Annotated in this window: 22 protein-coding genes; 10 read left to right on the top strand and 12 right to left on the bottom strand. The window is 66.3% G+C overall.

Features of this window, described 5'->3' with window-relative positions:
* Positions 1-98: 98 nt before the first annotated feature.
* Together AC1D09_RS03290 and AC1D09_RS03285 are read right to left on the bottom strand one after the other, a co-directional pair.
* A complete protein-coding gene (locus tag AC1D09_RS03290) occupies positions 99-599 on the bottom strand; it encodes a DUF2244 domain-containing protein (protein ID WP_083336811.1) in 501 nt (166 codons plus the stop codon).
* Between the two features lie 176 nt (positions 600-775).
* Positions 776-1,678 (bottom strand): methyltransferase domain-containing protein, encoded by a 903-nt coding sequence (locus AC1D09_RS03285; protein ID WP_477662379.1) that lies wholly within the window; start codon positions 1,676-1,678, stop codon positions 776-778.
* 50 nt (positions 1,679-1,728) lie between these two features.
* Here AC1D09_RS03285 and AC1D09_RS03280 point away from each other — a divergent pair, with 50 nt between their 5' ends.
* The 3 genes from AC1D09_RS03280 to AC1D09_RS03270 all read left to right on the top strand — a co-directional run bounded on the left by AC1D09_RS03280 (position 1,729) and on the right by AC1D09_RS03270 (position 3,523).
* Positions 1,729-2,517: a ComF family protein gene (locus AC1D09_RS03280; protein WP_477662359.1), complete on the top strand. Its 789-nt coding sequence runs from the start codon at positions 1,729-1,731 to the stop codon at positions 2,515-2,517.
* A gap of 31 nt (positions 2,518-2,548) precedes the next feature.
* The gene (locus tag AC1D09_RS03275; RefSeq protein ID WP_477662360.1) at positions 2,549-3,025 is read left to right on the top strand and encodes a tRNA (cytidine(34)-2'-O)-methyltransferase; all 477 of its coding nucleotides are present in this window, start codon (positions 2,549-2,551) and stop codon (positions 3,023-3,025) included.
* A gap of 177 nt (positions 3,026-3,202) precedes the next feature.
* On the top strand, positions 3,203-3,523 hold the full coding sequence (locus AC1D09_RS03270; protein WP_477662361.1) for a hypothetical protein: 321 nt from the start codon (positions 3,203-3,205) through the stop codon (positions 3,521-3,523).
* Between the two features lie 21 nt (positions 3,524-3,544).
* Here AC1D09_RS03270 and AC1D09_RS03265 read toward each other — a convergent pair whose 3' ends face one another.
* A complete protein-coding gene (locus AC1D09_RS03265) occupies positions 3,545-4,000 on the bottom strand; it encodes a MaoC family dehydratase (RefSeq protein ID WP_477662362.1) in 456 nt (151 codons plus the stop codon).
* Positions 4,001-4,063: 63 nt separating this feature from the next.
* Positions 4,064-4,681, bottom strand: a complete 618-nt coding sequence (locus AC1D09_RS03260) for a nucleotide-binding protein (RefSeq protein ID WP_477700930.1) — start codon at positions 4,679-4,681, stop codon at positions 4,064-4,066.
* 47 nt (positions 4,682-4,728) lie between these two features.
* On the opposite strand from AC1D09_RS03260, the gene kefF reads away from it, so the two are divergent.
* Together kefF and kefC are read left to right on the top strand one after the other, a co-directional pair.
* The gene (gene kefF, locus AC1D09_RS03255) at positions 4,729-5,433 is read left to right on the top strand and encodes a glutathione-regulated potassium-efflux system oxidoreductase KefF (RefSeq protein ID WP_477662364.1); all 705 of its coding nucleotides are present in this window, start codon (positions 4,729-4,731) and stop codon (positions 5,431-5,433) included.
* Complete coding sequence (gene kefC, locus AC1D09_RS03250) at positions 5,433-7,283, top strand: glutathione-regulated potassium-efflux system protein KefC (RefSeq protein WP_477662365.1); 1,851 nt, start codon at positions 5,433-5,435, stop codon at positions 7,281-7,283. Before kefF ends, kefC begins: the two co-directional genes overlap by 1 nt.
* Before the next feature lie 39 nt (positions 7,284-7,322).
* Here the strand turns inward: kefC and AC1D09_RS03245 are convergent, their stop codons facing one another.
* The 6 genes from AC1D09_RS03245 to AC1D09_RS03220 all read right to left on the bottom strand — a co-directional run bounded on the left by AC1D09_RS03245 (position 7,323) and on the right by AC1D09_RS03220 (position 14,337).
* Entirely contained in the window at positions 7,323-9,623 is a 2,301-nt protein-coding gene (locus AC1D09_RS03245) for a serine/threonine-protein kinase (protein ID WP_477700929.1), read from the bottom strand.
* A 199-nt stretch (positions 9,624-9,822) separates the two neighbouring features.
* Positions 9,823-10,713 (bottom strand): adenylate/guanylate cyclase domain-containing protein, encoded by an 891-nt coding sequence (locus tag AC1D09_RS03240; protein WP_477662367.1) that lies wholly within the window; start codon positions 10,711-10,713, stop codon positions 9,823-9,825.
* Positions 10,714-10,877: 164 nt separating this feature from the next.
* Complete coding sequence (locus AC1D09_RS03235) at positions 10,878-11,633, bottom strand: sulfite exporter TauE/SafE family protein (RefSeq protein WP_477662368.1); 756 nt, start codon at positions 11,631-11,633, stop codon at positions 10,878-10,880.
* Between the two features lie 106 nt (positions 11,634-11,739).
* Positions 11,740-12,942, bottom strand: coding sequence for a 3-oxoadipyl-CoA thiolase (pcaF, locus tag AC1D09_RS03230; protein WP_477662369.1), 1,203 nt, complete (start codon positions 12,940-12,942; stop codon positions 11,740-11,742).
* Positions 12,943-12,976: 34 nt separating this feature from the next.
* Positions 12,977-13,624: a 3-oxoacid CoA-transferase subunit B gene (locus tag AC1D09_RS03225; protein ID WP_477662370.1), complete on the bottom strand. Its 648-nt coding sequence runs from the start codon at positions 13,622-13,624 to the stop codon at positions 12,977-12,979.
* Positions 13,621-14,337 (bottom strand): 3-oxoacid CoA-transferase subunit A, encoded by a 717-nt coding sequence (locus AC1D09_RS03220; protein WP_477662371.1) that lies wholly within the window; start codon positions 14,335-14,337, stop codon positions 13,621-13,623. Before AC1D09_RS03220 ends, AC1D09_RS03225 begins: the two co-directional genes overlap by 4 nt.
* 113 nt (positions 14,338-14,450) lie before the next feature.
* Here AC1D09_RS03220 and AC1D09_RS03215 point away from each other — a divergent pair, with 113 nt between their 5' ends.
* Positions 14,451-15,254 carry an IclR family transcriptional regulator gene (locus AC1D09_RS03215; RefSeq protein WP_477662372.1) on the top strand — a complete coding sequence of 268 codons (804 nt, stop codon included), beginning with the start codon at positions 14,451-14,453 and terminating at the stop codon, positions 15,252-15,254.
* Positions 15,255-15,260: 6 nt separating this feature from the next.
* On the opposite strand, the gene AC1D09_RS03210 is transcribed toward AC1D09_RS03215, so the two are convergent.
* Entirely contained in the window at positions 15,261-15,482 is a 222-nt protein-coding gene (locus tag AC1D09_RS03210) for a hypothetical protein (RefSeq protein WP_074576503.1), read from the bottom strand.
* 191 nt (positions 15,483-15,673) lie between these two features.
* On the opposite strand from AC1D09_RS03210, the gene AC1D09_RS03205 reads away from it, so the two are divergent.
* Complete coding sequence (locus tag AC1D09_RS03205) at positions 15,674-16,108, top strand: DUF1841 family protein (RefSeq protein WP_092131785.1); 435 nt, start codon at positions 15,674-15,676, stop codon at positions 16,106-16,108.
* A 55-nt stretch (positions 16,109-16,163) separates the two neighbouring features.
* Here the strand turns inward: AC1D09_RS03205 and AC1D09_RS03200 are convergent, their stop codons facing one another.
* On the bottom strand, positions 16,164-16,817 hold the full coding sequence (locus AC1D09_RS03200) for a c-type cytochrome (RefSeq protein ID WP_074576499.1): 654 nt from the start codon (positions 16,815-16,817) through the stop codon (positions 16,164-16,166).
* A gap of 136 nt (positions 16,818-16,953) precedes the next feature.
* Here AC1D09_RS03200 and AC1D09_RS03195 point away from each other — a divergent pair, with 136 nt between their 5' ends.
* The 3 genes from AC1D09_RS03195 to AC1D09_RS03185 are packed head-to-tail and all read left to right on the top strand — an operon-like array spanning position 16,954 to position 18,642.
* Complete coding sequence (locus AC1D09_RS03195; RefSeq protein ID WP_007863108.1) at positions 16,954-17,808, top strand: AAA family ATPase; 855 nt, start codon at positions 16,954-16,956, stop codon at positions 17,806-17,808.
* Positions 17,809-17,824: 16 nt separating this feature from the next.
* Positions 17,825-18,052, top strand: coding sequence for a hypothetical protein (locus AC1D09_RS03190; RefSeq protein ID WP_413325310.1), 228 nt, complete (start codon positions 17,825-17,827; stop codon positions 18,050-18,052).
* Positions 18,053-18,054: 2 nt separating this feature from the next.
* Positions 18,055-18,642: a GNAT family N-acetyltransferase gene (locus AC1D09_RS03185; RefSeq protein ID WP_477662373.1), complete on the top strand. Its 588-nt coding sequence runs from the start codon at positions 18,055-18,057 to the stop codon at positions 18,640-18,642.
* Positions 18,643-18,653: the final 11 nt, after the last annotated feature.

Below are 18,653 nucleotides of genomic sequence, written 5' to 3'. Positions count from 1 at the left end.
TTCTGCTTCAATTACCGACCAAATTAACCGGCTGATTATAAAGTTAGCGGCGGGTCCCCCCGCCGCACCTGAACTGACGCGAGACTTTCAGCGCCTCTTCAACCGCCCCGCAACGCCATCCGTATCTCGCGGGCCAGCGCGGGACGCAGCTCGGGCCGCACATGCCGCCCCACTTGCACCGACCGCCCCTGCCCCGACACTTCAATCAGCGAACCATCCCCATCCTTGGGTTCGATGCGCACCCATTCGCGGTTGAACTCCGCGCGCTCGGTGCGCCCCGCCGTTTCAAGCTCCACCACCAGCTGCCCGCCTTCGAGGACGATTTTTTCACCATCCCCCGCATGGCGGGCATACACCACAAAGGCCGCGCCCACCGCCAGCAATTCAGCCCAGGCAAAAGGCATCACCATGGTGGCGCCCTGGGCCCAGAAGAATGCCGCAATCCCCAGCGAAACGCCGCACAGCGACACGTAAAGCCACCCGAGCTGGGCCGGGGTGAGTGAACAGTGACGCTTGAGAAGCCACAGCACAGCATCGTGGCTGTGGGTACCCTGAGCGGGCGAGGTGGCAAAACGAAACGCTGGCGTTGGCTGCAGCATGCGGCAACCCCTCAAAAAAACAGCGGTCCATGCCGGGCACGGGCCGCGCGAGGCTTGGGAACATCCCCAAAATCTGTGTTGAATTGTAGCCGGTTTGCCCTGCCGTCCCCCTGAAAAAGCCCCCAAATCAGCCCTCGCGGCGGGCCGGATGGGCGCCCGCGCAACAGCCCCAGCGCTCAAGCGCCGGGCCGCCCGCCCTGCAGCATGCTGCGCATGTCGGCCACCGACACCGCGCTGAGCGCGCTGACCTTGACCTTGGGCGGCGCCTTCAGCGCGTGGCCGTAGATGACCTCAAAGGTCAGGGACAAACGCCCATCCTCGCCCTTGACGAGGTGGCGGGCCAGCGCCTCCTCCAGCCTGGCCTTCCAGGCACGCCCGCGCAGCGCGGGAAAACGCGCGGGGTGGAAGTTGCGGCCCAGCTCGGCCAGGTCCTGCAGCAGGCGCGCGGGCGTCGCATAGGTCAGCGTGATGCGCTCCATGTCCATCACCGGTTCGGCAAAACCGGTCTGTACCAGCATGTCGCCCCAATCGTGCATGTCGGTCAGCTCGTGGCCCGCGGGCGGCCAGCCCAGCTGCGCGTAGACCTCGCGCAGCTCCTTCGCGGTGTCCGGGCCCAGGCATGAAAACATCAGGAAGCCGTTGACCTTGAGCGCCTCGCGCCATTGCGCCAGCAAGGCCTGCGGGTCGGCCGATTCATGCAGCGCCATATTGGCCCACAGCATGTCGGCGCTGCCGGGCGGCGGCGCTTCAAAACGCACCGGGGCGGCCGTCCATCGCCGCGGCGTCCACCATGGCTGCACGAGGCCCTTCATCGCCTCGCGCGTGCGCTGCGGATTGTTCTCAAGCACAAAGGCCGTGGCGCCCGGGTAGGTCTTGGCCAGCTGCGCATGGGCCTGCAGCCCGCCGCGCAGCGCGCCCCAGTGCACCCAGCTCTGGGGCTGCAGCTTGATCCATTGCAGGCGGTCCATCATGCGGCGCGCCACTTCCTCATGCAGCCAGGGCGAGGCCAGGGGCGCGCTGCGCTCCCAGCGGCTGACGGCGATCGGGTCCAGCGTGGGCGGGCGCTCGGTGGGGGTCATGGAAGAAGGCAAGGCGTCTCGCTCAAAAGGTAGGCGAGTATATTGGCACGGTGTTCACACGCCTGCTTGCTCCTTCCGCATTCCTGCCCCGCTGGAGCGGCTTTGCTCGCGGCTTCAACACGGGAATCGCCAGCCAGTGCGCGGTCTGCCGCGGCTGGCCCGCACGCCAGGTGTGCGAGCCCTGCGTGGCCCGCTTCGCGCAAGCACAGGCGCGCTGCACCCGCTGCGCGCTGGCCTTGCCGGCCGACCTTTCCATGGGCTTGCGAGCCGGCCCGACCTTGTGCGGCGCCTGCGCCGTCGAGCCGCCGCCGCTGGACCGCGCCTTCGCCGGCGTTGATTACGCCTACCCCTGGTCCACGCTGGTCGCCGGCTACAAATTCGGCGAGCGGCACGGCTGGGCCGGCTTTTTTGCGGGCCTGCTGCTGCAGTCGCCTGGCCTGGCACACGTGTTGGCCGAACTGGGGCCCGAGGACTGGCTGCTGCCGATACCGCTGTCGGCCCAGCGCCTGCAGGCACGCGGCTTCAACCAGGCCTGGGAGCTGTGCGCGGCGCTGGCCCGGCAGACGCAGACCGCCGCCCGTACCGACGCCCAGCTGCTGCTGCGCGTGCGGCACACCCGCCCGCAAAGCCAGCTCAAGCGCCAGGAGCGGCTGGCCAACGTCAGGGGCGCCTTCCAGGTCGACCCGCTGCGCGCAGCGGAACTGCGAGGCCGGCGCGTGCTGCTGGTCGACGACGTGATGACCAGCGGTGCCTCGATGTACACCGCTGCCCAGGCTTTGCGCGATGCGGGCGCCGCGCATATCACCGCTGTGGTGTTTGCCAGAACCGCCCCCGCCTAGAATCCCCGGCTCCGCCTTACCGCTCTCCCGCATGTTCAATATCGTCCTGGTCGAACCCGAAATCCCGCCCAACACCGGCAATGTGATCCGGCTGGCGGCCAATACCGGCTGCCGGCTGCACCTGGTGGAGCCGCTGGGCTTTTCCATGGACGACAAACACATGCGCCGCGCCGGCCTGGACTACCACGAGTACGCGCAGCTGCTGCGCCATGCCAGCTGGCAGGCCCTGCTCGAAAGTGAGCAACCACCCGCAGACCGCCTGTTTGCCATGACCACCCGAGGGTCGGCCAGCCTGTATGAGACGCGCTTCCTGCCCGGCGACTGGCTGGTGTTTGGCGCGGAAACCCGCGGCCTGGCGCCCGAACTGCGGGAATCGTTCGCCCCGGGCCAGCGCCTGAAACTGCCCATGCGGCCCGGCCAGCGCAGCCTGAACCTGTCCAACAGCGTGGCCGTCACGGTGTTCGAGGCCTGGCGGCAAAACGGTTTTGGCGGCGCGGCGCAAGGCTGACGAAGGGCTGACGGCCTGACGCTGGCCAACCTGGGCCCGGCCCAAATTCCTTGCCAGAAACTAGGTAAAAACCCTATTATTCGTCCCTCAAACTTAAGCGAGCGGATGCCGATACCCGGCCATCCCAGCCTTACCCCTTCCCCATCGCCCAGTTCACAAGACTGGCAGGAGCCTTCTGTGAACACGGTTATCCAGCGTATTCTGGGCCTTGCGGCGCCCGCTTTTTCCGACTCGGGGCGGCCAGTCAACCGCGTGCCGGTGGAACAGATCCGCGAAAGCCTGCTGGCCTTGCTGCACGACTGCCGCGACATGCGCACCCAGCGGCTTATCTACAAAGTCAATGTTGCCAAGACGCCGGCCGAGCTGTGGCTGCTGCGCAGCGACCTGCACCAGTGCATCGCCCAGACGCACAGCCAGAGCGAGGCGGCAGAACGCATCAACAGCCTGATCGAGGTGTTTGAAGGCTGGCTGCCGGCTGGCCAGCTGCTGCGCATCTAGGCGCCCGAACTCCCCGACCGCTCAGGGATAGCGCCGCACCAGCGACTCGGCCACGCACACTGGCTTGGGCGAGCCCTCGCGCTCCACCGTCACTTCCCAGTTCATCTGCATGCCGGCGTTGTCTATCGCCTCGGCCGCCAGCAGCTTCATGCGCGCCCGCAGGCGGCTGCCCACCGGCACCGGCGCGGTAAAGCGCACCTTGTTGAGCCCGTAGTTCACGCCCATGCGCGAGCCGGTGATGTCAAAGGAGGACTCAAAAAAGCGCGGCAGCAGCGACAAGGTCAAAAAGCCGTGCGCGATAGGCCCGCCAAAGGGCCCGGCGGCGGCTTTTTCCACGTCGACGTGTATCCACTGGTGGTCGCCCGTGGCTTCGGCAAACAGGTTGACCTGCTGCTGGGTGATGGTGATCCAGTCGCTGACGGCGACTTCCTGGCCGGTGCAGGCGGCCAGCTCGGCCAATGTTGCGAAGATTCTCATGCCGCCACTGTAGCGGCCCGGCCGCCCGCCCCTTGTCGGCTCAGCGACAAGCGACAACGACTCTCAGCGCTCCAGCCACTCGCAGATGCCCTTCCACTGCTCCATGTCTTTTTCGACCCGGCTGGGCGCCACGTCGAACAGGGTCAGGCCGCGGGCCGCCAGGTGGATGTAGTTCTGCGTGTCGCGCAAATAGCCCAGCACCGGCAGCCCCAGGCCTTCGACGAAGCCGCGCAGCTTGTCGGCGGCGATGGTGCGCGCATCCACGCGCATGCCGACAATGCCGACCTGCATCTTGCCGGCATGTTTGTGTTCGGCGAGCTGGTCCAGGAAAGTGCGCGTGGCAAAGATGTCGAAGACGCTGGGCTGCAGCGGCACGATGACCTTGTCGGCCAGCTTGAGCACGTCGTTGAAGCGCCAGCCGTGCAGGCCGCCGGGGGTGTCCAGCACCACATGCGTCGTGCCCCTGGGCGGCTTGACGATCAGGTCGGCGTTGACGTCCCAGGTGGCGATCTGCCGGGCGGCCGGCGGGCGCAGGCCCAGCCACAGCCGCGAAGACTGCTGCCGGTCGGCATCCCCCAGCATGACCGTATGGCCCTGGCTGGCGAAAAATCCGGCAACGTTGGTGGCCAGCGTCGTCTTGCCGACGCCCCCCTTCGGATTGGCGATCACAACCACGGGCATGCGAATCTCCTTGTTATGGAAGCTTGCTTTTCCGCTATGGTAACGGCATGGACAGCCTTATCACAACCACTGACAAACCCACGGGCGGCGCGGCCAACACTGACATTTATGTCATTGCGGCCCATCCGGCCTGGCGCGAATCGCGGGTCAACCGCCCCTTGATGGAGGCCGCGCAGGCCCTGCCGCGGGTGCAGGTGCAAGACCTTTATTCAAGTTATCCCGACTACGCCATCGACGTTCCCAAGGAGCAGGCCGCCCTGGAACGCGCGCAGCTGGTGGTGCTGCTGCACCCCATCCAGTGGTATTCCATGCCCCCGCTGCAAAAGCTCTGGCTCGACGAAGTGTTCAGCTACGGCTGGGCTTACGGCGAAGGCGAGGCCGGCGATGAAGGCGGCCGGGGCCGGGCGCTGCAGGGCAAGGACTTGTGGCTGGTCGCCACCACGGGCGGCCCCGAGGCCTCCTACCACCCGCAAGGCTACAACCGCTATTTTTTCGATGCCTTCCTGCCGCCCTATGAACAAAGCGCGGCCCTGTGCGGCATGCGCTTTTTGCCGCCGCTGGTGCTGCACGGCGCCCACAGCGTAGGCCGGCAGGCCGTGGCCGAGCACATCGCCACCTTCAGCCAGCGCCTGCAAAGCTATCCCGACTGGCCCGAGCTCGAAGACCTGGAGCAATGCGCCGCCTGCGTCGTGCCCATGAGGGACCGGCTGGTCGAACATTCAGCGGCGGCCAATGCCGGGGGAACTGCCTGATGGAGCACGCGCCCACCTGGCTGGTCAACAGCTTTATCTATTTAGCGGCTGCCGTCATCTCGGTGCCCCTGGCCAAAAAACTCGGCCTGGGCTCCATCATCGGCTACCTGGCCGCCGGCATTGCCATAGGCCCCTGGGGCCTGGGCCTGGTCACCAATGTGCAGGACATCCTGCATTTCGCCGAGTTCGGCGTGGTGCTGATGCTGTTCCTGATCGGCCTGGAGCTGGAGCCCAAGCGCCTGTGGAATTTGCGCCGGCCCATCTTCGGCTGGGGCAGCGCGCAGGTGCTGGGCTGCGCCGCCCTGCTGACCGGCGCGGCCATGGCCTTCGGCGTGGGCTGGCAGACGGCGCTGGTCGCCGGCCTGGGCCTGGCGCTGTCGTCCACCGCGATCGCGCTGCAGGCCATGGGCGAGCGCCACCTGCTGCCGACCTCGAGCGGGCAGGCGGGCTTTTCCATCCTGTTGTTCCAGGACGTGGCGGCCATTCCCATCCTGGCGCTGCTGCCGCTGCTGGGCGCCATGGCCGGCGACAGCGAAGCCGCCAGCCACAGCGGCCGGGCACTGGAGGCGCTGAAAATCGTCGGCGCGATCGCCGCCATCATCCTGGGCGGCCGCCTGCTGTTGCGCCCGCTGCTGCGCTGGATCGCCAACAGCGGCACGCCCGAGATCTTCACGGCCGCCTCGCTGCTGCTGGTGGTCAGCATCGCCGCGCTGATGCAGTTCGTGGGCCTGTCCATGGCACTGGGCGCCTTCCTCGCCGGTGTGCTGCTGGCGGAAAGCGAATACCGGCGCGAACTGGAGACCGACATCGAGCCCTTCAAGGGCCTGCTGCTTGGCCTGTTTTTCATCGCCGTGGGCATGAGCATCGATTTCGGCGTGCTGTGGCGCTCGCCCGGCCTCATGGCCGTCATCCTGGTGGGTTTTCTGGGCCTGAAGCTCGCCGTGATCTACGGGCTGGCCAGGCTCATGAAGCTGCCCTTCCAGGAGCGCCCGGTGTTCGCGGTGCTGCTGGCGCAGGGCGGCGAATTCGCCTTCGTGGTGTTCCAGGCAGCCGCCGGGGCCCAGGTGTTTTCCGCCGAAACCGCCTCGCTGCTGATAGGCGCGGTGGCGCTGTCCATGCTGCTGAGCCCGCTGCTGCTGGTGGCCGTGGACAAGCTCTGGGTGCCGCGCTACGCCAATTGCAACCTGCCGCAGCTGGAGGAAATCTCCGAGCAGCAGGAAGCGCCCATCATCATCGCCGGCTTCGGCCGCTACGGCCAGATCGTCGGCCGCATGCTGCTGGCCCAGGGTGTCCAGGCCACGGTGCTGGACCACGACGCCGAGATGATAGAAACCGTGCGGGCATTCGGCTACCGCGTCTTCTACGGCGACGCGACGCGCCTGGACCTGCTGCGCACCGCCGGCGCGGCCACCGCCAAGATCCTGGTGCTGTCAGTGGACGACATGGAGCAGTCGCTCAAGATCGTCGACATCGCGCGCGAGAACTTCCCGCAGATGCAGATCGTGGCCCGCGCGCGCGACGTCACGCACTGGAACGCGCTGCGCGACCGCGGCGTGATGCTGGTCGAACGCGAGGTTTTCGAGTCCAGCCTGCGCAGCGCGCGCAGCGTGCTGGAACTGCTGGGCCAGCCGCCGCACGAGGCGCGCCAGGCCGCCATGCGTTTTCGCCGGCACAACCTCGAGCTGTTCGAGCGCATGTACCCGCACCGCAAGGACCGCACCAAGGTCATCGCCGTGGCCACGCAGGGCCGGCTGCAGCTTGAGGAGCAACTGGCCCAGGAACGCCAGCAGCAGGCGCAGCGCCGGCCCGCCGGCTGGTACGGCCAGCAGCAATCACCGGACGAAGAATAAACTGGAGGACGCCCGCCCTTTGCGGGCCGACGCCGCGGCTCAGCGCCTGAGCTGTTCGGCCTCGCGCCGGCGCTGCTCCATCGCGCGGCGGTCCACGCAGACCGGGTGGTTGGTGAAGGCCGGCTTGGCGCACTGCTCATTCATGCAGATCTGGAAGCCGATCAGCACGCGGTCTTCACAGGCCTGGCGCGGATTGCCGGCATTCGCGGATGGCGCCGGTGCCGGGGCATGATCGGCTGCCGCGGGCACGGCGGTGCTGCCGCCGGGTTTGGCCTGCGCCGCCTGCTGTTTGGCCAGACGCTCTTTCTCGAGGGCGGCCTTTTTGGCCGCGATGGCCTGCGCCGCCGCGGCCTTGGAGGCCGGAGACAGCGGCGCAGCCGCCGTCGATGCCGCCGCAGCCGGTGCGGATGCCGCGGCCGCCGCGGGCTGGGCCTGCGCGGCTTGTACCGCCGGCTGGGGAGCGGCCGGCGTCGCGGGCTTCGCCTGGCCGGCATCGGCCGCCAGGGCGGCCGGCTGGGCCGCCGCCAGTGCCGGCGCCTTCGGTTTCGAGAGTTGCCTGACGCCTACGCCCAGGATGACCAAAGCCACCAGGGCGACCCCGCCCCACACCAGGTAAGGAGGAGAGGCTGCGGACGCCTTCGCGGGCGCGCCCGGCTCGGCGCTGCGGCGCTTGCGCGAGGACTCCGGCTTGGCCTCGGGCACGGCGGCGCTCGCGGCTGTGACGGGCACTGCCTCGGCCTTGGCTTTTGCCTCGGCGGCCTCGAACTGGACCGTCACCGGGCCGGCATCGCTGAACACGGTTTCAGGCCATTCAGAGGGCTCGCTCTGCGGCTGCGGCTGCTGCTGCGGCACAACCGGTGCCGGTGGCACGGCCATGACCGGTGCGCCCAGTCGCGTGGCATCCGGGTCGTCGGCCGCGGGGGCGGCCGGCAAGGGCGGGGGGACCACCGGCGCCTGCGCCGCGGCTTCCTCGAGCGCCTTCCAGGCCAGGTCGGTCGCCGAGCCGGGATTTGTCACCCCTGGATTTGTCGCCCCGGGACTGCTCACCCCAGGATTGGTCACAGCGGGACGAGCGATCCCGGGGTTGGTGATCCCGGGGTTGGTGATCCCGGGGTTGGTCACACCGGGATTGGTCGCCCCCGGATGGGTCGCACCGGCGGCCGTGTCCTGGCCGGCCGGGCGCGGAACGATCAGTGTGCCGGTGCCCAGGCGCCTGCCGATGTCGGAATCCTCCCCACCCGGCACGCCCATTTTCTTGAGGCGGCGGCGGGCCAGGTCGGCATAGATGCCGGACGGGAACCTGGCGAGAAAGCCCTGGATGTCCTCGACGTCCATGGACTCCTTGATCTCTTTCCAGTAAACCAGCTCGAGCTCCTGCGTCACCATGGGGATGTCGGCGCTGGTGCCCGACTGCAGGCCGACCAGGGCTTCGCCGGCCAGCAGCGTGGAGGTCCAGGTCGAGTTGCTGCCCGGCCCCACCGGAATGGCCGGCGGCTGCACCGTGGTATCGGCCGCTTCGCGGGCCGCGGCCTGCAGCGCCGCGAGGAAGTCCTGCGCGCTGGCGTAACGCTGGTCGCGCGACTTGGCCAGGGCCTTGGCCACCACCGCGTCGATCGCGGCGGGCAGCATGAGGTTGAAGCTGCTGGGCGGCACGGGCGTGTGGCCCACGATCTGCTGGATGGTCGCGAAATCGGTGTCGCCGTCAAAAGGCCGCTTGCCCGTGAGCAGCTGGTACAGCACGATGCCGGCGGCGAACAGGTCGGCCCGGGCGTCAATCGGGCGGCCCTGCACCTGCTCGGGCGACATGTATTTGAGCGTGCCCACCATGGAGCCCTGCGTGCGCGTGGCCTCGCCCGAATCCTGGATGCGCGCCACGCCGAAGTCGGTCAGCTTGACCCGCCCGCTGGTCTCTATCAGCAAGTTGGCCGGCTTGATGTCGCGGTGCACGATGCTTTGCCGGTGCGCGTACTCCAGCGCAGACAGCAGGTCGCCCATGATGCCCAGGGTCTGCTCCAGCGTGTAGAGGTTGCCCTTGTCCAGGTGGTGCTTGAGGTCGTCGCCGTCAACGAACTCCATGACCAGGAAGGCGATGTCGCCGTCGCGGTCGGAGTCGTAGACGCTGACGATGTGCGGGTGCTGCAGGCGCGCGGCGGAGCGGGCCTCCGTGCGAAAGCGCACCTCGTATTCGGCGGCGGCCTCCTCGGAGAGGTTTTCCACCTTGATGGTCTTGATGGCGACGCGCCGGTCCAGGTTGGGGTCGCGCCCCTCGTACACCAGCCCCATCGCACCCTTGCCGAGGACGTTGATCAGATCGTATCGGCCAAGCTTCTTGAGACTCATGAGGAGGTGGAATTGGGCGAGATGGGCTGAAGAGGCAAAAAAGGCGGGATGGCCTGCGGGCTACCCAGCGGCCCGGCTACGTCTTGAAACAAAAATCGATTCTAGCCTGCATCGCCAGGCGGACAAGCCTTCGGAAAGCGTAACTTTTCCCGATGCGCCGCGCCTGTTGCGGCCCGCATACGCGGCCATGGGCAGGTTCTCAGCTGCGGATGGCAAACGCGACCAGCGGCGCGTTCTCGTCCGTGCGGTCGCAGCCCGGCACGATGTGGCCGCTGCCCACCAGGTAGCACTCGGTGCGGCGCAGCACCACGGCTTCGCTCTGGTTGCCCAGGTACACCCAGGTACCGTAGCTGGAGGCGTCGGTCAGCACGAATTGCCCGCCGCGCCACTCCAGCGTGGCATGCATGCGCGAGACCCGCGGGTCGTTCAGGTTCAGCGCGGCATCGGCGCCCCGGCCCAGCGCCAGCTTGCTGCTTTTGGCGTCCAGCCTCAGGGTCTGCCCGGCAAAACTCAGCTCGAGGAAAGCCTGGCTGGGCGAGGCGAACATGGAGCGGCCCGCCATGGTGGCGTCCTCGTCGCGCCCGGCCATCCATTCGACGCGGTAGACATGGCTGGCTTCGGCCCGGCCGCGCAGGTACATGGGCCCCATGCTGCGCAGGGCCGACCTTTGCACCGGCAACAGCGCGGTCCAGACGTTTTCGGTGGTGAGGATTTGCGCGGCGCCGGCCAGGTCGGCCAGGCGGGCGGCGGAATTCACGGTGTCGCCGAAGCAGTCGCCGTCGATCTCGACCACTTCGCCCGACTCGATACCCATCTGCATCTGCACCGGCGCGCCGCTGCCGCCGGGCTTGATGGGTTTTTCCTGCAGGCGCTTCTGGATGCTGATGCAGGCCGAGAGCGCGTCGCCCTCGTTGGGAAAGACCACGAACAGGCCGTCGCCCAGCAGCTTGACGACCCGGCCCTGGTGCTGCTCGAAGACCTGGCTGAGCACGCCTATGAGCTGCGTCACGAAACGCGACGCGGTCTCATCGCCCAGCCGTTCAAACATGCTGGTGCTGCCCACAAGATCGGCGAAAACAACAGTGGTCATGAAGGGGAGGTCAAACGCAATGTAAGCATATTGTTCTCATCCACGTGATTCTCACAGAAATTCGCGAAACGCAGGCCGGTAAAACTCCGGGTGCCCGCCCAAAACCCCACGCAGGCCAGGGGCCGTTCTGGACGCGAGTGGCGAATCGCGCTAGGGGCGAGTGCTCAGTGGAAGCCGTCCCAGAGCAACTTGCAGCCTGTCAGCAGCATGCCCAGATAGAGCAAACGGTAGAACAGCACCGGGCTGATGCTGCGCGCCATGCGCACGCCCATCCACACACCCAGCGGCGCCAGCGGCAGCAGGGCCAGCGAGGTCGCCATGTTGCGCAGGTCCAGCAGTCCCAGCCAGGCGTAGGGAATCCACTTGGAGAGGTTGATGACAAAAAAGAAGGCCGCCATGGTGGCGGTGAACTTCACCGGGGAGAGGCGCATGGGGATCACATAGGCGCTCAGCGGCGGCCCGCCGGCATGCGACACAAAGCTGGTGAAGCCCGAGGTCACCGTCAGGATCGCGCCCAGCCAGCGCGGCGGCGGCGGGCTGTCGGGCCGGGGCGGGAACAAGAGGCGCTGCGCCAAAAACAACAAGGTGAATATTCCCACCAGGGCTGCGACGACCTTGGCGTCCAGCAGTTTGAACAGCAAGGCCCCCACCAGCGTACCCAGCAGGCCGAAGGGAACCAGGAACTTCAGGAACTTGAAATCAAAGTCGCGGCGAAAGGCCGCCAGCCCCAGCAAGTCCATCAGCAGCAGCACCGGCATCAGGATGGCGGCGGCCTGCGGCACCGTGACGGCCAGCGCCATCACCGGCACCGCCAGCGAACCAAAGCCCGCGCCGAAGCCGCTCTTGCTGACGCCCAGCATCAGCACGGCGGGAATCGCCACGGCGTAGAAAAAAGGGTCGGTGATCAGCGGGAAGCTCACGGCATGTCTTTCGGTTTACCCAGGCCGTGGCGTGCAGGCGCAAGGAAAGAAAGGCGCCATGTTATCCGCCGGCCGGAAATCCGGCAGCAGCGCCTCATGCCGCCGCTCAGACGCGCTCGAGGATGACCGCGATGCCCTGCCCCACGCCTATGCACATGGTGGCCAGCGCATAACGCCCGCCGCTTTTATGCAGCTGGTTGACCGCCGTGGTGGCCAGCCGCGCGCCCGATGCGCCCAGCGGGTGGCCCAGCGCGATGGCGCCGCCATTGGGGTTGACGCGCGGGTCGTCGTCCCGCACGCCCAGCAGACGCAGCACGGCCAGGCCTTGCGCGGCAAAGGCTTCGTTCAGCTCGATCACGTCCATCTGCGCCATCGTGAGGCCGGTGAGCGCCAGCACTTTCTGCGTGGCGGGCGCAGGGCCTATGCCCATGATGCGCGGCGCGACGCCGGCAGTTGCCATGCCAACCACTCGCGCCTTCGGCGTGAGGCCATTCTTCGCGGCGGTGGCCTCATCGGCCAGCAGCAGCGCGCAGGCGCCGTCGTTCACGCCGCTGGCGTTACCGGCGGTCACCGTGCCGTCGGGCCGCACCACGCCCTTGAGCTTGGCCAGCGCCTCGAGCGAGGTCTCACGCGGGTGCTCGTCCTTGCCCACCACGATGGGGTCGCCCTTTTTCTGGGCAATCGTCACCGGCGTGATTTCGGCGTCGAAGTAGCCGGCCTTTTGCGCGGCCACGGCTTTGAGCTGGCTGGCCAGCGCCATCTTGTCCTGGTCTTCGCGGCTGATCTTGTAGTCGGTCGCCACGTTTTCGGCGGTTTCGGGCATGGCGTCGACGCCGTATTTTTCCTTCATCAGCTTGTTGATGAAGCGCCAGCCAATCGTCGTGTCGTAAACCGCGTTCGCGCGGCTGAAGGCGCTTTCGGCTTTGGGCATCACAAAGGGCGCGCGGCTCATGCTTTCCACGCCGCCGGCAATCATCAAGCTGGCCTCGCCCGACTTGATGGCGCGCGCGGCCGTGCCCAGCGCGTCCAGGCCGGAGCCGCACAGGCGGTTGATGGTGGCGCCCGGCACATCCATGGGCAGGCCGGCCAGCAAGGCTGCCATGCGCGCCACGTCGCGGTTGTCCTCGCCGGCCTGGTTGGCGCAGCCGTAGATCACATCGGTCACGGCCTGCCAGTCGACCTTGGGGTTGCGCGCCATCAGCGCCTTGAGCGGGATCGCGCCCAGGTCGTCGGTGCGCACGCTGCTGAGCGCGCCGCCGTAGCGGCCAAAGGGTGTGCGTATCGCGTCGCAGATAAAAGCTTGGGTCATGGTGTGTCTTTTCGAAGAGGGTGGAATTCAGGCGTCAAGCGGCGATCGGCAGGCCGACCAGTTTTTCAAGCTCGGCATGCGTGAGGCCGTCGACGGTGTCTATGAGCTTCAGGCCCTGCGGTGTGCATTCGAGTGTCGCCAGGTCTGAATACACGCGCTTGACGCAGCCTATGCCGGTCAGCGGGTAGGTGCATTGGCTCACCAGCTTGCTGGCGCCCTGCTTGGTCAACAAGTCCATCATGACCCAGGTCTGCCGCGCGCCTATGGCCAGGTCCATGGCGCCGCCCACGGCCGGAATCGCGCCGGGCTCGCCGGTGCTCCAGTTGGCCAGGTCGCCCGTGGCCGAAACCTGGAAGGCGCCCAGCACGCAGATGTCGAGGTGGCCGCCGCGCATCATCGCGAAGCTGTCGGCGTGGTGGAAAAAGGCGCCGCCCTTGAGCAGCGTCACCGGCTGCTTGCCGGCGTTGATCAGGTCGTAGTCTTCCTGGCCCTCGGCGGGCGCCGGCCCCATGCCCAGGATGCCGTTCTCGCTTTGCAGGATGACCTCGCGGCCGGCCGGCAAATGGTTGGCCACCAGCGTGGGCTGGCCTATGCCGAGATTCACGACGGCCCCGTCAAAAATATCCTGCGCGACGCGGGCGGCGAGCTGGTCCTTGCTGCGGCGTTGGTAAGTCATGGTCATGCCGCTTTCTTGAAACCGCCGGCCTGGGTGGCCGTGCGTTGAATCTTCACGATGTGGTGGACAAAGATACCCGGCGTCACGATGGTCTCGGGATCCAGCTCGCCAAGCTCGACGATCTCATGCACGGTGGCAACGGTTTTTTTCGCCGCCGTCGCCATCACCGGGCCGAAGTTGCGCGCTGCCATGCGGTAGGTCAGGTTGCCCCAGCGGTCGCCGCGCTCGGCCTTGATCAGCGCCACATCGCCGTGTATGGGCATCTCGAGCACATACTGCCGGCCGTTGATTTCGCGGGTTTCCTTGGCGCTGCCGTCGGCATTGCGCGCCAGCTCGGTGCCGTAGCCCGTGGGGCAGAAGAAGGCGCCTATGCCGGCGCCCGCCGCGCGAATGCGCTCGGCCAGGTTGCCCTGGGGCACCAGTTCGAGTTCCAGCTTGCCGCTGCGGTACAGGCCGTCAAACACCTGGCTGTCGGCCTGGCGCGGGAAGCTGCAGATGATCTTGCGCACGCGCCCGGCCTTGAGCAGCGCGGCCAGGCCGACTTCGGCATTGCCCGCGTTGTTGTTCACCACCGTGAGGTCTTTGGCGCCCTGCGCTATCAGGCCGTCGATCAGCTCATTGGGAATGCCCGCGGTGCCGAAGCCGCCTATCAGCACCGTGGCGCCGTCTTTCACGTCCGCCAGCGCGTCGGCGACGGAAGCGGCAATCTTGTTGATCATTCAATCGTCTCCAGGAACGGCGGCCAGGCCAATGAAGCATCGGCCAGCGCCAAAATATTGTTCGACATTAGAACAAGAGTTCGTATAATGAATTTTAGGAGATTTCGCCCACCATGGCAAACGCCGCATCCACGCCCACCACAGCCCACAAGCCGGGCGACGGCTATGTGCAGTCCTTCGCGCGCGGGCTGGAGGTCATACGCTCCTTCAGCGCCGACGCGCCGCGCCAGACGCTGACCGAAGTCGCCGGGCGCAGCGGCCTGAGCCGCGCGGGCGCGCGCCGCATCTTGCTGACGCTGGAAACACTGGGTTATGTCAGCAGCGACGGCAAGCTTTTCAGCCTCACGCCGCGCATCCTGGACCTGGGCTTTGCCTATCTGTCGTCCATGCCGATCTGGAACCTGGCCGAACCGGTGATGGAAGCGCTGGTCGCCGAGGTCAAGGAATCCTGCTCGGCCGCCGTGCTGGACGGCACGGACATCGTCTACGTGCTGCGCGTGCCCACACACAAGATCATGAGCATCAGCCTGGGCGTGGGCTCACGCCTGCCGGCTTTCTGCACCTCCATGGGCCGCATGCTGCTGTCGGCCCTGCCCGAGGCCGAACTCATGAAGTGCCTGCAGGCCTCCACGCTGGAGGCGCGCACAAAATACACCGTGACCGACGTGAAGGAACTCGCGGCCAAAATCTCCCAGGTGCGCAAGCAGGGCTGGTCGCTGGTCAACCAGGAACTCGAGGAAGGTTTGGTGTCCATGGCGGCGCCCATTACCAACCGCGCCGGCCAGACCGTGGCCGCCCTCAATATCAGCGGCCAGGCCAACCGCACCAGCGCCAAGGCCATGCAGGAGACCATGCTGCCGCAGCTGCTCGAAGCGGCCCAGGCGATCTCGCGCCTGCTAAGCGTTCAGCGCAGTTGAGGCGGGTCAGGACTTCTTGAAGCCAACGACCAGGACGACAGCACCCAGAACAATGGCACCCAGGCTCAGCCACTGCGGAATATTGACCGACTCTTTTTCTTTCACGGTCAGCTGTATCGGGCCTATCTTGGCGGCGGTGGTGTCCTTGGTGAAGCTGAAGCCGCCGGTGAAAAAGCCGGCCAGGCCCAAAACAATCAGGACGATGCCTGTGATGCGTGCTGCGTTCATGGTGTCGATCTCCTCGCCGGGCTGTGAATGGTGGGAGTGGCCCCGCCCCGGAACTGCGCCACTCGCTGGTAGCAGCGTAGGCAGGGACGCGCAAACTGTCTGTAGGACGCAGCCCGCGGCCCCTGTGGCCCAAGCGCTGAAAACAGGCACACGCCGGCAGTGGAAAACCCCTGCGTGATACGCTTTCGCCCATGTTCACGCCCTCGCAAGCCGACGTCCGGCGCTTCTTCTGTTCCGTCTATGCCAAGGCCCGCGCCGGCCAGCCCATGGAGGCGATTGAGACCATCGCCAGCCAGTGGATCGAAGAGCACCCCGAATACCACGCGGATTTCGCCGACGCCGATGCCGCACTCGAAAAAATGTACGACGTGGAAGCCGGCAAGACCAACCCGTTCCTGCACCTGTCCATGCACCTGTCCATCAGCGAGCAATGCTCCATAGACCAGCCGCGCGGCATACGCCAGGCCGTGGAACTGCTGACGGCCAGGCGCAACTCCCTGCATGACGCCCACCACGAAACCATGGACTGCCTGGGGCAGATGGTCTGGGAAAGCCAGCGCGCGGGGCGCCCGCCTGACGGTGCGGCCTATATCGATTGCGTGCAACGCAGGGCCACTAAAGACTAGACAATAAAAAAAGCCGCCTGGTGAAGCGGCTTTTTTGTGTGCGGGAGACTCCGGCTTAGCGGAATTTCTTCTGCGGAATGGTCTTCAGATCGCCGTCCACAGAGGCCAGGTAGTTGGCCAGCTGCTTGAGTTCGGCATTGGTGTACTGCTTGGCCATGCCGGCCATGATGGCGTTGCCGCGGCCGACCTTGGGGTTGTTTTCGGTCTTGTAGGCCTTGAGCGCCACGAACAGGTAGTCGGCGTGCTGGCCGCCGATCTTGGGGTAAGCCGGGTCAATCGGTTTGCTGAAGTTGTCGCCGTGGCAGGAGGCGCAATTGGCCTTGGCCAGCAGGGCCTTGACTTCGGTGCTGGGTTCCTTGGCGGCCTTGGCCGGCTCGCCCGCGCCGTCGGCGCTGTAGTGGGCGGCAAGGTCGGCGATGTCCTGGTCGGTCAGGGAGTCGGCGATGGCGCGCATCGTCGGGTGCTTGCGTTCGCCTTTTTTGTATTCATTGAGCGCGGCGGTGATGTATTTGGCGCCCTGGCCGGAAATCATGGGCACCTTGTAGACCTCGGGGAAAGAGGCCTGGTAGCCCTTGATGCCGTGGCAACCTATGCACATGGCATTCTTGGTTTCGCCGGCCTTGGCGTCGCCCTTGATCTCCTGGGCCAGGCTGGCAGCCGTCGCACAAGAGACAGCAACGGCGAATATCGTGGTGAACAGCTTATTCATTTTGCGCGCACAATCAGGTGGGGATTCATCGTATAAAACAACCCTGGATTATATCTGGGCCCGCCGCGGCCAGGCACCTGTTGCCGGCCAGGCCCCGCAAAAGCCCGCTCCACCATCACCTCCCTGACCCAAGAACATGAAATTTCAAGGCTCAAAAAACTACGTCGCTACCCAGGACCTGATGCTCGCCGTCAACGCCGCCGCCGCCCTGAAAAAGCCGCTGCTGGTCAAGGGCGAGCCCGGCACCGGCAAGACCATGCTGGCCGAGGAAGTGGCCCAGTCCCTGGGCCTGCCGCTGTTGCAATGGCACATCAAGTCCACCACCAAGGCGCAGCAGGGCCTCTATGAATACGACGCGGTGTCGCGCCTGCGCGACTCACAGCTGTCCACGGTGGACGGCGGCGAGAAGGTCAAGGACATCCACAACTACATCGTCAAGGGCGTGCTCTGGCAGGCCTTCACCTCGGAAACGCCGGTGGCGCTGCTGATCGACGAGATCGACAAGGCCGACATCGAATTCCCCAACGACCTGCTGCGTGAAATCGACCGCATGGAGTTCTATGTGTATGAAACACGCGAACTCATCAAGGCCAGGCACCGCCCGCTGGTGTTCATCACCTCCAACAACGAGAAAGAGCTGCCTGACGCGTTTTTGCGCCGCTGCTTTTTCCACTACATCAAGTTCCCCGACGCCGACACCATGAAGCAGATCGTGGACGTGCACTTCCCGGATCTCAAGAAGGAACTGCTGACGGCCGCGATGAAAACGTTTTACGACGTGCGCAACCTGCCCGGCCTCAAGAAGAAGCCCTCGACCAGCGAACTGCTGGACTGGCTCAAGCTGCTGGTCGCCGAGGACATCCCGCTGGACGCCCTGCAAAGCAAGGACGACAAGGTCGCCGTGCCGCCGCTGGTGGGCGCGCTGCTCAAGAACGAGCAGGACGTGACCCTGTTCGAGAAGCTGGTTTTCATGCAGCGCAACAACCGCTGAAGCACAGGGCCGATTCATGAACCAAAAATCCCTGCTGCTCGAAGGCCTGTCCGACGCGGTCGGTTTTGTTGGCGGCGCCTTGCTGGGCTTCTGGGCCGGCCGCCTGCTGGGCCTGGATATTTTTGCGGACGGCTACGGCAATGCCGCCATAGGCGGCATCGTGCTGGTGGGCCTGGGCGGCGGCCTGGGCCTGCAGCTGGCCAGGCGCTGGAGGAAGCGGCAAAAACCCGAAGGAGAAAACTGAGCATGGCTTTTGTCGAACCCGTGACACTGCAGGCGCGCGGCGTGCGCCTGGTGCCCCTCGCGCTGGAACACGAAGCCGGCCTGAAGGCCGCGGCCGCCGACGGCGAGCTCTGGAAGCTGCGCATCACCTCCGTGCCCGAGCCGCATGAAACCCGTGGCTACATCGAAACCGCCCTGGCCACAGAAAACCGCTTCGCCTTCGCGGTGACCGATGCGGCCAGCGGCGAGGTGCTGGGCTCCACGAGTTACCACGACATCGTGCCCAACCTCAAGCGCGTCGAGATCGGCTACACCTGGTACGCCGCGCGCTGCCAGCGCACCCATGTCAACACCACCTGCAAGCTCTTGATGCTCACCCATGCCTTCGAAACCCTGGGCTGCAACATCGTGGGCTGGCGCACCGACAACTTCAACCACGCCTCGCAGCGCGCCATCGAACGCCTGGGCGCGCGCAAGGACGGCGTGCTGCGCGGCCATGCGCTGCGCCGCGACGGCACCATACGCGACACCGTGATGTACAGCCTGGCCGCCGGCGAATGGCCAGAGGTCAAGGCACAACTGCTCTATTTACTGGACAAACCTCGAGCCTGAAGCGCACCAGG

Source organism: Polaromonas sp. P1_A2, from assembly GCF_056406895.1.
This window is presented reverse-complemented; position numbering and strand designations above follow the sequence as displayed.